Origin of the sequence: Planctomyces sp. SH-PL14 (assembly GCF_001610835.1) — a bacterium.
Classification (GTDB): Bacteria; Planctomycetota; Planctomycetia; order Planctomycetales; family Planctomycetaceae; genus Planctomyces_A.
Window position 1 is genome coordinate 2,688,147 of record NZ_CP011270.1, and the last position, 13,437, is coordinate 2,701,583.

A 13,437-nucleotide genomic window follows, 5' to 3' on the forward strand; every position below is an offset into this window, starting at 1 on the left:
CAACTCCATGGATGCCGCATTCGATTACATCGTGGTGGGAGCGGGAGCCGGAGGGGGCGTCGTTGCCTCGAGGCTGGCGCTGGCGGGCCATCGTGTGCTCGTCATTGAGGCCGGCGGCCCTGTCGAGAGCCGGAACTCGGAGGTGCCGCTGTTCCATCCTCATGCGTCCGAAGATCCGAGTCTAAGTTGGCGAATGTTCGTCCGGCACTATCCCGAAAATGTGCCTCGCGACTCGAAGGCCGCTTGCGACGGGCGGATCTTCTACCCGCGGGGCGCGGCTGTCGGCGGCAGCACCGCGGTCAACGCCATGATCGGCATCCTACCGCATCATTCCGACTGGGATGGTCTGGCCGCGATGACGAAGGACGAAACATGGAACAGCCGGGAGATGCATCGCTACTTCCGGAGAATCGAGCGCTGCCAGTACATCGCGATGCCGCTCGTCCGAGACGCGCACGAACTGAACCCGGGTGAGCACGGGTTCGAGGGATGGCTCCCGCTGAACCGCCCCGATCGGAGCGACGTGCTAGAGAGGCTTGACCCAGTCCTCACCCGGCTGATCGCCGCCGCCCTCTTCGCCAATTATCCCGAGCTGGCGAAGGCGTTTCGCCAGGTTCAAGATCAGTACAAAGCTGCCAAGCCGATCCTGCTGGAGCACGTGCGGCGCTCGATCGGGACGGTGCTCGATGCGGACAAGTTGCTGAACGACATCGGCCGCAGCGCGCTGCGAAACCTGGTGGCTTCGCAGAAGTCCCGCCGGGATGAACCGGAGACGATCAGCCACCTGACAGAAACGCTCCAGTCGCTGGGGGCAACGTTTCGGCAGATCCACGAGCATCCCCATGAGCTTGCATTGCAGAAGCTGTTTCTGTTCGAAGCCTTCGGACGGTTGAAGCGAGTCCTCGCATCACTCGACAGCGTGCTGGACCCTAACGACATCCGGGTGCTGAACGATCGCCGCCAAGGGGTCTTTTTCATTCCGCAAGCGATCGACGCTCGGACTGGAAAACGCGTGGGGACTGCGGACTTCCTGAACCATGTTCGCGAGGAGAAACCCGGAAACCTGACCATCCAGTCCGGGGTCTACGTGTCGCGCGTCCTCCTGCAGGAGCATCAGAGTGGATACCGGGCCATCGGGGTTGAGTGCATTCCTGGCGAGCAGACCTTTGAGGGGGCACACCGTGGCCATCGGCGGGATCCGACGGGACCGCCGTTTCGGATTCTGGCTCGTCGCGAGGTCATTCTGTGCGCGGGCGCATTGAACACGCCAGCGCTGCTGTTGCTATCGGGAATCGGACCAAAGTGGGAAATCGAGCAGGCGAATTCGCGGCCGGAAAGTGCTTCAAAGATCGAGCCGCTGGTGGATCTGCCGGGTGTCGGCCAGAACTTGCATGACCGGTATGAGATCACAGTCCTGTACAGGATGAAGGAGTTCATTTCACTCCTGGCACATTGCGCCTGCGATCCGAATGGCTCGCTGGACGCAGATCCCGAATGGCAGCGATGGCAGCGCAGAGAGGGAGGGCCTTACGCCAGCAACGGCGCCGTCATCGGGTTCAGTCGTCGATCGCGGCCGGATCTGCTCGATCCGGATTTGTTCGTCCTCGGTCTGCCGGGCCGATTCGTCGGCTACAAGGTCGGTTATGCGCGCGATCTGCTCGACGGTGACGGCCGAGCGTGTTGGAGCTGGGTGATCCTCAAAGGACATTCGCGAAACCGGAAGGGGACCGTGAAGCTGGCTTCCCGCGATCCGCTGGCGATGCCGGACATCTGTTTCCACTATTTCGACCCCCAGGATCCAGGCGATCAGGCCGATCTTGAGGACTTGCAGGAGGGGGTCCGCCTCGTTCGTGAACTGATGTCTCGGGCTGAGGTGCAAGGGGCAGAAGAAGACGGAGCGCTGGCCGGAAGGGACGGGGCGGACCTGGCCGCCGCGATCCGGGCGGAAGCTTGGGGCCATCACGCCTGCGGCACGTGCCAGATCGGAGCGGACGACGACGCGGACGCGGTCTTGTCATCGGATTTTCGCGTGCGGGGAACGTGGAATCTTCGCGTCGTGGATGCGTCCGTGTTTCCGAACATTCCGGGCTTCTTCCTGGCGATGCCTGTTTACATGGCGGCCGAGAAGGCCGCTGACGTGATTCACGCCGCGAGTACAGCGCCTCCGGCCGGTCCAGCCCCCCTCCCCCGCTCCAAGACCTGAGTCGAGGCCCCGAGACATGTCGAGCTCCGCTTTGTCGCTTCCGCATCCCGTGGAGAACGACCCGATTTTCCAGCCGCTCACATTCCGGTCGGGACTGACGGTCAAGAACCGTTTGTTCCGGTCGAACGTTTCGGGGCGGTTCGACCACTACAACGGGCACGGAACCGACGCGCGAATCAACTGGGAGACCAGCTTCGCCCGGGGTGGGGTCGGTGGGATCATTTCGTCGTTTGTGCCGGTCCACGTCCGCGGCCGGATCCTTCCCAACTACGCGATGATCGACGACGACGACAAGATCATGTTCTGGACACGCCTGGCGCAGGACGTTCACGACGCGGGACGCCAAGCCTGGCCGGATGACACTGGATCGCAGAGGGAACCGTGTCAATATCTGCTCCAGCTGAGCCATTCCGGACGACAGCAGGACCAGGGTGGGGTCGAGAACCGATACAAGCGGGCCCTCAGTTCCACCAGCCGGAACGACTATTTTCACGGGATCCTTTGCCAGGCGATGACCCGCCGCGAGATCCGGGAGGTGGTCCATCAGTTCGCCAAGGGGGCGGCGCGGGCGAAGGCGGCCGGGATCGACGGCGTCGAGTTGCATGCGGCCCACGGATATCTCTTCACGCAATTCCTCAGCTCGGCCATCAACGATCGGAGAGACGAGTACGGTGGGTCGCTGAGGAACAGGGCGAGGTTCATGCTGGAGGTTATTGACGCCATCCAGCAGGAGGTCAATGGAAAAGACGGCCCGGAGACGCATCCGTGGTTCCATGTGCAGTTGAAGATCAACGCGGTGGACTTCGACAACGCGCTTTATCCGTGGCGGAACCGCGGAAACACGTTGGAGGAATCGCTAGAGCTGTGCGACCTGGCCGTTCACGACGGAATCGACGCTCTGCACATCTCCAGTGGAAGCATCTTTCCTCACCCGCGGAGCCCGGCGGGAGATTTCCCCTTGTCGGAGGCGATCGACTGGTACGACGGCATGCTTTCCAGCGGCGTCAACGCCCGATTCAACTACTTCGTCTTCAAGGCGCCCATCATCGGGCCGCTCTTCCGGTGGTGGTGGAACTATCGCCGCGGCGTTCCTTTCGAGGCGATTCAGCTCGGCATCAACCTGGAGCTCGCCGCTGCTGTCAAAGAGCAGACCCCGGCCGACGTGAAGGTCATCGTAACCGGCGGGTTCCAGCACGCGTTCGTTATCCGGGAAGCGCTGCGGTCCGGCAAGATCGACGCCGTCTCGATCGCCCGACCCCTGATCGCCAATCGCGACCTTCCCAAGCTGTTTCGCAAGGGGATGGACTGGGAGCATGCCTCGTGGATTCCAGACGGACAGTGGCCGATCCGAAATCGGAACCCCTGCACATACTGCAACAGGTGCCTGCTCAACGACCTCGAGAATCCGCTGGGCTGCTACGAACAGAGTCGCTATCCGGACTATGACGCCATGATCCAAGAGGTCATGGAGGTGTTCACGCCCGATCCGAAATTCTGGAGCGTTTCCCCGCCCGGTCCGACACCCATTCCGCCTTCGACTCCGCCAAACGTTCCGCCCGGCCCCCAATAGCAGTCGCAACCCGACGTGAAGGCCAGCCCCCCATGAGTGACACCGAACTTGTCCCGCCGATCGTCGTCGAGCGCCGCCGGCTTCGGCGGCGGGCTGTCGCGTTCATGGTCACATTGGCCCTGGCGGTGAGCTCGCTGGTCTACTGGTTGGTCCTCGCGGAGATCCCGGTGGACTATGTTCGCGACGAAGACCACTTCCTCCACGGGTCGATCGGCTCCGACTACGGCGGGGGGATTCCCCTGCGGATTTGGAAGATCCTGCCGGCGGTGTTTCCGGAATACCTCCCGGACGGAGGACTCCAGTTCCGCTCGGCTCCCGATCGACGGTTCGCCTGGCGCGACGGGTACGCATCGTTCGGTTTCCTGATGGAGCCGGTCTCCGACCTGAACGCCCCTCCGCTCCCGATCGGCTTCTCGCAGAGGCGTGTGCTCGTTGATCGGGTGGGCTTGAATTGCGCCCTGTGCCATACCAGCACGGTCCGCATCGTCAAGGGGATGAACATCCCCGAGGTCTATCCGCAACATAAGCCCCAGGTCATCGAGCGCCGCAGCATGGAGCCGCACGGCGTGCCCACCGAGAGCCTGCTGATCTATGGCATGCCGGCCAACACGGTGGACCTGGAAGCTTACTTTACCTTCCTCTTCCGGTGCGCCGAGGACTCCCGGTTCACGACAGAAGGGATCATGCAGGCCGTGCGCCGGAGTGCCGAGGAAGAAGGGAATCCCTTGGCGAAGACCGACGACCTGATCCTCACTAGGGCCGTGCCGCTGCTCAAGGAAACCCTCAGGCTACGCCGCCATCAGTTGAACTATCTCTCGTTGCTGCCGCATTCGCCGGGGGAGCCGGTGTCTCTTCGATTTGGCCCGGGACGGGTGGACACATTCAATCCTTACAAGTCCATTCAGTTCGGGTTCCCTTACGACGGGACTTACGGCATTGCTGATTACCCCTCGATCTGGAACCAGCGGCCGCGGGAAGGCATGCAGTTGCATTGGGACGGGAACAACCGCTCCGTCTTCGAGAGAAATATCAGCGCGTCGCTGGGGGCAGGCGCAACCCCTGTGTCGCTCGACTTCGACCGGATCCTCCGCGTCGCGGCCTGGATCGGTGCGCCTCCCATGGTGCCGTCGTCGGAGGAACCTGAATCGTTGATCGATCGCAGCCGGCCATATCCTGCGGCGGGCCAGATGCCGATCCCCAATTATCCGTTCGCCATCGACCGGACGCTGGCCGCGCGGGGGGCGGGCCTTTATGCGAAGCGCTGTGCCACGTGCCATGACTGGGACGGATCGCAAATTGGAACGGTCGAACCCATCGCCAGCATCGGGACCGATTCCGCGCGGCTCGACTCATACACCGAGGCCCTGCAGTCCAATCAGAACCTGCTCGGAGCCGATCACTGGTGGCGGTTCAAGAATTTCCGCAAGACCAACGGATACGCCAACGGCCCTCTGGACGGAATCTGGGCCCGCGCGCCCTATCTCCATAACGGCTCGGTTCCGACGCTGCTCGATCTATTCCGCAAGCCTTGCAATGAGGATGACCTCCACGAGCTGGGCCTCAATTCCGAGACCGACCTGGTCGCGCTCGCGACGAGTCCCTCGCGTGTGTCGAAATTGATTCAGAACGCCCGTGACCAGGGACTTCGTCCTCCGCTCTTCTTTCGCGGCGATGATGAGTATGACCCGGTGAACGGGGGATTCCGTTGCGACCGGCCCTACTCGGTCGACGGCCGGAAGCTGTACCTGTTCAGCACCATCGAGATTCGATCCGATGGCGTCCGCACGCTCTTGGGCAACGGGCACCAAGGACACTACGGCGAGCGGTTTGGGACCGAGCTGAACGAAGGCGAGCGGCAGGCCGTCGTCGAATACCAGAAAACGTTCGGGCAGCCTTCCCCCTGAAATGAAACCCGAGTGTCACATGCACGAGAGCGTAAGCTGGTTCCGTTGGGCAATGGTCTTCGGGTTCATGATCACGAACTTTTTCGCGATCGCCGGGATCTTTGCTCCGGGCGCGGTTCTGACCCTGCTGGACCTGCCACTGGCGACATCGCCGGTCTGGCCGGCGTTCGCCTGGCTGCTCATGTTCCTCGTGAGCTGCTTCTCCATCCCGGCCGCTATTGATCCGTTGCGGCACTGGCCGACGGCCGTGTTCAGCGTCCTCAGCCATTTTGTTTATGCCGCATTCTGGTACTGGCAGTTTCCCGCGCTGGCCCACAGGCCGGCCCCCTTGATCTGGTGGCTGGAGTTCATTCTCGGCGCGATCCAGCTGGTGCTCCTCACGCTGGTCCGCCGCGCCGCCCTGACGGAATCGATCAGTCCCAGGATCTAGTACCGCTCACATGCTGTCGCGGAGACGTTCCATGGCCTCCTATCTGCCCGAAACGACCCGGCCTCGCCGCCGCCGAATCAGGCGCTGGCTTCTGTCGGGTCTTTTCGCACTGGTGTTGGTCGGCGGAGCGCTGGTGTGGGAGAAACTCTTCCACGAATACCCGCAGGAGTTCGCTACAACAGCCGACCAGTTCAAATACGGATCGATCGGCGCGGAGAACTCCCAGGGAATTCCTTACTGGATCTGGGTCGTCCTGCCGCGAGTCTTTCCCGATCACCTGCCGGGGCCCGGCGGTTATGCCTCGCTGGGAATTGTCTGGGAGCAGGTCGACCCCGGCCACCCCGCGCCGGAAATGCCCGTCGGCTTTTCAAGGAAGCGGATCGGCTATGACCGCGTCGCCGTCAATTGCGCTCTCTGCCATTCGGCGACCTACCGCACTCGATCCGACGACGGGCGGCTCTCGGTGACGAATGTCGTGCCGGGCGGACCCGCCGGCCGCTTCGATCCCCAGTCCTATCTGGCGTTCCTCCGCGATTGTGCCCAAGACCAACGGTTCAACGCCGACACGCTGATGGAAGCCATCTCCTACAACGTGAAACTCTCGACGCTCGACCAGTGGCTGTACCGCTATGTCCTGATTCCCGGGACGCGGGACGCTCTCTTGAAGCAGTCCGCGGCCAGTCAGTGGATGCAGAGTCGCCCCCTGTGGGGCCACGGCCGTATCGACCCGTTCAATCCGGTCAAGTTCGGAATGCTCGAGATGAACCTCGACCGAACGATCGGCAACTCCGACATGATGCCTCTTTGGGACCTGTCCAGCCGCCGGACGCGTCAGGGGACATGGAATCTGCACTGGGACGGACTCAATGTCGATCCACTCGATACTTCGCTTGCGGGCGCGTTGGGAGATGGAGCCACACGAAAATCGCTGCCCGTCGATCAGATCCGCAATCTGCAAACCTGGTTTACGTTCGAACTGCCGCCCCCCGGCAGTCCACCCGGCGCGAGGGCGAAGCGCGAACTGATCGAGGAGGGACGCCAGATTTTTGCCCGGCACTGCAGCGATTGCCACGGCCGCAAAGGAGATCGCCTCAATGAAGTCATCGTCTGGTCGTCAGACGATCCCAACGCCACGGACGACCATCGCCTGAAGATGTGGAACACGCTGACGGGGGACAATCCGCCGCGGCACGCGGCCGCGATCTACAATGACTACGGGAATGGCTATGCATGGGACTTGAACTCATTCGTCAAGACCGAAGGCTATGTGGCCACGCCCCTGCAGGGGCTGTGGCTTCGAGGTCCTTACCTGCACAATGGCTCCGTGCCGACACTGGCCGACCTGCTCTGTCCACCTCTGTCTCAGGTGGAACAGCGAAAGTTGATCCTGGATGCGGCGGTCGAGACCAACCTGACCCGGCTGCTGGTGGAGTTCTTCACGGACCGCCCGGCGGATACAAGGACATTCGACAACCTGGTAACCACTCTCAAGGACGCGCGCGACGAGAGTGCCACGCGTCGTCTGGACGAGTTTCTGGAAGGGCTGCGGCGAGCGGAAATCAGTCCCGAAGGAGCCTCCGCGGTCGCGACCCGGCTGCAGCGGCTGAAGCCACTCGTCGATCGAGTGATCCGGCTGGCTCGCGAAAGACGGCGCCGGCCTCCCATGTTCTACCGCGGCTCGGACGTGCTCGACATCGAGCATGTCGGATTTGTTCACGACAGTTCGGGGGTCGTCGGCCGGCACCTGGCGGTTCCTTACGTCACGCTCGTTCCCGGCAACAGTGCCCAAGGGCACCTCTACGGCACCACCCTTCCGCAGAGCCAAAAGCACGCGCTGCTGGAATTCTTGCGCAATGGTGAGTTCTAGAACTCGCCATCGATCCGGAGGAGTTGACCATCCATGACGCAACACGATCCGCAAATTGATCGCAACGGCTGGGGATTCTGGTTTCGAATTGCACTCTGGGCCGGGATTCTCCAGGACTTTGTCCTAGGCGTGCCAGCCGTGTTCTGGCCCAATGCGACGCTCCAGACGCTCGGACAAACGGCATCGCGTGAGCCAGCTTATGTCTCATTCGCCGCCGTGGTCCTGCTGACCTTGGGGGCGATGTATCTCCCGGCAGCCTGCAATCCTTACCGGCATCGCACGATCGCATGGCTGTCCGTGTTGGCGCGGCCTCCGGGGGTTTCCTTCTTCTTCATTCTCTATTCCGGGACCTATCCCCTTTTCGGCGTCGTGGACCTCGTCCTCTCGCTGTTGCAGATTCCGCTGCTGATCCTGGCGCTGTACGGCAAAGTCGACCAGCCCTCCGGTCTCGCCATCGAGGGCGACGATCCCAAAGCCCAGTCCCCGTTTGGCTACTTCGGAACGACATTCCGCAAGCTTCAATCGGTCGTCTGGAGCGATGCGTATTCCAGGATTCCCTACCACTTGGCGCTGGGGCCCTTCCGCCTGATCACGTTCTGCAATCACTCCGCCCGGAACCTGATCGACAAACGGGACCTTCTTCCCTATTTCGACAAGTTGATCCATGCCAACGGCATCTGCCATGCGGGAACCTGGGAGATCACTGAAGAGTCTCCTTATTCCGGCTTCTTCGCGAAAGGTTCAAAAGGGCTGCTCCTGGCCCGGCTATCGGTCGCGGGCCTGACGGTCTCCCCCGGCACCCGCCGCGCCTTCGGAATTGCCGGCAAGCTGTTTCCTACGATGGACCACGACGAACAGGTCTATCCCGCGAACTTCGTCACCGTCAGCCACCTGAGCGGCGACCGGTCCAATTATGTGATCGACATCCCGGTGACCAACCGTCCGACCATCGGACTCGACCCGCTGGCGAATCTGATCAACCGCGGGATCTTCCGACTGATGGACCGTCGGCCGGGATTCCGTCAACTGCACCCGATTTCAATGCTGGGGCTTGGCCCGAAGGACCCGGTCAGTACTCCGACTCTGATGATGCTCCGCGCCCCCGACTCGCTCCCGCGAGTGAAGGCCAAGGACTTTCGCGAGGAACTCCGCGTGAAGAACTATCCGAATGGAGAGCTCATCTTCGAGATCCTCGTCCGCGAAAGCACGGACAAGGCGTGGAACAGAATCGGAAGGATTACATTTACGGACGATATCGTTTCGGAGAGCGGCGACAAGCGATTGCATTTCTGGATCCCGCGAGACATTGGCGTTACTTAATATTGACGTCCTTTACCCCCCCGGTTCTCTCATGAAAAAATCCTTGTGTTTGGCCGTTCTACTACTTGTGTTCGCGTCGAAAACGACGGCACAGCAGTTTTCTCAAGACGTCGAAATGATCGCGTTCGATGACACTGGAAACCTGATCCCGGCATCAGCCCAGCGGTTGAATGTGATTCTCAATCAGCCCGGAACTCCGCCGCCGACCGATGTATATATCGTCGCCCATGGATGGAACAACAGCTTCAGCGAGGCCAGGGCATCCTATCGAAAGATGATGGACCAGATGCGCGCGGTTGCCAACCGGCATACCTTGCTGGACGCGTCTTACCGTTCACTGATTGTCGGCGTCAGCTGGCCTTCCAAGGCCTGGGACGAGGAACCGCAGGGTCGTTCTCTGACAGATGAAGGAACCAGCGACAGCGATCTGCTAACGCTGTATCGCGTATTCCCGGCTGCGCTCGGCAACGGAACTTATGAGCAAGACATCTTAACGATGCAGCAATTGCTGGCCACCGCTCCTGAGTCGCTGACGGTGGCCGACTATCAGGTTGCGGAAGACCTGTTTCGCAAATACCGCTTGAAAGGGGAAGATGCTGACGATGACGGCGTCTTTCTCTTTGCAACGGATGGTCGGGGATTGTTCGATTCTCGCTTTTCCATCCGCAATGGTCTGCGGATGTTTACCTATTGGCAAATGAAGGAGCGCGCCGGAGTCATTGGCCAGAAAGGCGTGCGGCCTAAGCTAATCGACCGCATCCATGTCGCTTATCCGCAGGCTCGGGTCCATCTGTTGGGGCACAGCTTTGGCTGCAAAATGATGCTGGCCTGTCTTGCTGCGAACCAACCTCCGGTGCGCAAGGTCGAATCGCTGGTATTGCTGCAGGGCGCGGTGTCCTATCAGGCGATGAGCCCGATCGGCAGTTACGCCAACGTCACAACTCGCGTGGCAGGTCCCATCCTCGCCACATTTTCCGAACACGACTCGGCTCTCGGGCTGCCCTACGAACTCGCGTCGCAAGTGGCCGGGCAAACCGCGGAACGGAGCGCGTCCGTCTACAGTGCGCTCGGACGAGTGGGAGCAGAGATCGGACAGCGGATCACAATCGTCGACGACCAGGCCGCTGATCCCTATGTCCTGAGGCCGGGGGTCTACAGCGCCGATGGACGAAGATACGTTCTGGAACACAGTGATTTTTTCAACGCAGCCGTCGCGAGGCTGATCTGGTCGGCTGTCCGGCCACAGGCAACTGGTGTTCAGCCAACCGATCATGGCCCGGCGCGATCACTTGGTCGCGGTCGTTCGTCTGATGAATTGCGAGGAGCCGCGCAACGTGCGTCGAAATTGGTGGCTGCAAGTGGCGATCTGCCTGATCGCGCCATCTTTCAACTCTTCGTCGAAAGTGTCGATTCGCAACTTGCAGCGCCTTCTCAGGCAGACGCACTCGGAACGGTAGCGGACTCCATCACTTTTCCGCCGCTTTCCATAACACTCGATGAACCGGGCGGGTTTAACCTGACAGCGGCCAGACCGTTACGCGTCGACATCAATCGAAGTCTTGTCCGGAGTTCGTTGCGAAGCAAATTGATTGATGAGCAGTTTATCCTGGTCGACTCGTACCGGAAGAACGTCCGCCAGATGATCATCGACGGACGGGCCGATGCGGGTGTCGAGCGTGTGCTGGGTGACTGCGGCCAGCGCGATGGTGACTTTAAACAGTGCGTGGCCGTCGGCTGGCGACGCAAGGGACTGGACGGAGACTGGTCATGGGAAGGCTCAGGAACGCTGGTCGATTCGAACTTTGTGCTGACGGCGGGGCACGTCGTACCTGATGGATTGCGGTTGCGCGCGCCAGCCGAGCGAATTGATACGATCGCCAACCGGTGGGAGTTCGCAGTTCTGATTGGAAATGACGTCAGTGCTGAAAGGCCCACCATCAAGCGCGTCAAGTTGCGCCACGAGCATCCTGAGTTCGACGGGATCCGCTATCGACATGATCTGGCGCTGCTGGAACTGGTCGACCCGGTAAAGCCAGCCGATCTCGGACTCGCCGACGGCGCAGCGCTCCCCATCCAGCCAGCGGCAACGGAAGTGTGGAACAATGTAACACCGCAATTGGTAACGCTGGTTGGGTTCGGTTCCTGCAATCGGACAGCCGATCCGGAGTCTTTCGGATCGAGACGCGCCGCGCCCGATGTCCCTGTCGGGATTCCAGCAAGCGAGAGCGATGCAAGAATTCTGGGGTGCAATTTTCCCTGGGAGTTCGCAGCCGGTGGAATGGGAGTCGATACCTGCAAAGGTGATAGCGGGGGTCCCGTCTTCTTTTTCGACGGTACCAAGTATTGGCTTGTGGGGGTCACGTCGCGTGCCGCCCACATCAATGTCGCTGCTGGCATCTCGGTCGCTGCGCCGCAAATATCGCCTTGTGGAGACGGAGGGGTTTATGTCTGGATTGGAAAGTATCTTGACACTTGGATTCGACCTGCGATGAGGGCTGCCCGGGCCTCGGGTGCGACCACAGGGACCGGGAATTGAAATGACTCGGCCCATTGACTTAATCGTCGTAGGCAGTGGCTTCGGGGGCGCTGTCGTGGCGTGCCGGGCTGCCGAGGCCGGGGCGCGCGTGCTGGTGTTGGAACGCGGCCGGAGGTGGACGCCCGACACGTACCCTCGAACGTTCAAGGATCCCTGGCTGTTCGATGCGCACCGCCCTCGGTATTGCAACGGCTGGTTGGACGTCCGCGTGTTCCCGAAAATGACCGTGGTCCAGGGGGCCGGCGTCGGTGGAGGATCGCTGTGTTACTCGAGTGTTCTCCTGCCGGCGACGCCCGACGCGTTTGAGTCGGGCTGGCCGCCGGAGATCACGTTTCGCGAGTTGCAGCCCTACTATGAGCGGGCGGCACAGATGCTCCAACCGGCACCGGTTCCCGACGGACAGCGTTCGGCGCGGTTTCGATTGCTGCAGAGGGCGGCCGCCGCGGCGGGCCTCTCGGAGCAATTTCGTCCGGCCCCACTGGCGGTCTCGTTCGATCCCAACTACTCGTTCGACCTTCCGGAGCCGATTCACCCCCGGCACACTCACGCGTTCCGGAACGAACATGGCCGATGGCAGGGAACCTGCGTGCATCTGGGCAACTGCGACATCGGTTGCGACGTCCGCGCCAAGAATACGCTCGATCTCAACTACCTGGCGGTGGCCGAGAACCATGGGGCCGACATCCGGCCGTTGCATCTCGTCCGGTTTGTGGAGCCTGGCGGTCGGGGGTATCGGGTCCATGTCACGCAGCTGTCCAGCGGCGCCACCGAGGTGCTCGAGGCCCCCAAGGTCGTCTTGGCGGCCGGGTCGCTGGGAACGACGGAAATCCTGCTTCGATCTCGAGACGAATATGGAACGCTCCCTCAAATCAGCCCTGCGTTGGGTTCCGGCTGGAGTGCGAACGCGAACGTGCTCACACCAGCGAAATACCCTAATCGGAACGCCGTGCAGCAAGGCATCGGACCGACGATTTCCGCCATACTGGATTTTGGAGACGGCCCGCGACAAGGTCAGAAGTTCGTAGTGGAGGACGACGGCTTTCCCAATGTCCTTCTCAACACGCTGCGGGCGAAGTGGTCCACGCGCTGGGGCTCATCGGTCGCCATGTCTTTTCCCCCTTTGCTGCGGCGGGGTTTTGGCGAAAAGAACCCGCTTGCCAACCTGATGATATGGTTGGGAGCGGGAGTTGACCGCTCGGACGGCCACCTTCGCCTCCGCCGCCAATGGCTGACTCCCTGGAAGCGTCGTCTCACTCTCAAATGGGACGCCGCCAGTGCCCTGGCCACGGTTGAAACCATTCTGCAGGTTCACAAGGAATTGACCTCCCGAACCGGTGGACGGTTGCAGATCCCCTTCTACTGGCGATGGTTCCGACACCTCGTGACCGTTCATCCACTCGGCGGAAGCAGGATATCTCAGGATGTTCTGTCGGGAGTCACCAATCATTTCGGAGAAGTGTTCGGGTACAAGGGGCTATTCGTCTGCGATGGAGCGGCCATCCCGCAGGCTATCGGACGGAACCCTTCATTAACAATCGCTGCTCTGGCGGAGAGATCTTCGCACTTCCTACTCCACAATTCTGATCATATAACCTAACAGCGTGTTG

The 13,437-nt window shown here is 61.3% G+C and carries 8 protein-coding genes and 1 pseudogene; all 9 read left to right on the plus strand.

Translation table 11 applies throughout. The features are described 5' to 3' along the window. Positions 1-7: 7 nt before the first annotated feature. Positions 8-418, plus strand: a pseudogene (locus VT03_RS35215) (GMC family oxidoreductase N-terminal domain-containing protein); the annotation flags it as partial. 261 nt (positions 419-679) lie between these two features. Then, entirely contained in the window at positions 680-2,203 is a 1,524-nt protein-coding gene (locus tag VT03_RS10590) for a GMC family oxidoreductase (RefSeq protein ID WP_231870637.1), read from the plus strand. A gap of 16 nt (positions 2,204-2,219) precedes the next feature. After that, on the plus strand, positions 2,220-3,773 hold the full coding sequence (locus tag VT03_RS10595; RefSeq protein WP_075092955.1) for an NADH:flavin oxidoreductase: 1,554 nt from the start codon (positions 2,220-2,222) through the stop codon (positions 3,771-3,773). 266 nt (positions 3,774-4,039) lie between these two features. Then, a complete protein-coding gene (locus VT03_RS10600; RefSeq protein WP_156514400.1) occupies positions 4,040-5,677 on the plus strand; it encodes a c-type cytochrome in 1,638 nt (545 codons plus the stop codon). A gap of 19 nt (positions 5,678-5,696) precedes the next feature. Then, positions 5,697-6,107 carry a hypothetical protein gene (locus VT03_RS10605; protein WP_156514401.1) on the plus strand — a complete coding sequence of 137 codons (411 nt, stop codon included), beginning with the start codon at positions 5,697-5,699 and terminating at the stop codon, positions 6,105-6,107. A gap of 31 nt (positions 6,108-6,138) precedes the next feature. Further along, positions 6,139-7,974, plus strand: a complete 1,836-nt coding sequence (locus VT03_RS10610; protein WP_075092958.1) for a hypothetical protein — start codon at positions 6,139-6,141, stop codon at positions 7,972-7,974. Positions 7,975-8,112: 138 nt separating this feature from the next. Next, positions 8,113-9,294, plus strand: coding sequence for a hypothetical protein (locus tag VT03_RS34155; RefSeq protein WP_197489289.1), 1,182 nt, complete (start codon positions 8,113-8,115; stop codon positions 9,292-9,294). 31 nt (positions 9,295-9,325) lie between these two features. Then, positions 9,326-11,830, plus strand: a complete 2,505-nt coding sequence (locus VT03_RS10620; protein WP_197489290.1) for a S1 family peptidase — start codon at positions 9,326-9,328, stop codon at positions 11,828-11,830. Position 11,831: 1 nt separating this feature from the next. Next, positions 11,832-13,427 (plus strand): GMC oxidoreductase, encoded by a 1,596-nt coding sequence (locus VT03_RS10625; protein WP_075092961.1) that lies wholly within the window; start codon positions 11,832-11,834, stop codon positions 13,425-13,427. Positions 13,428-13,437: the final 10 nt, after the last annotated feature.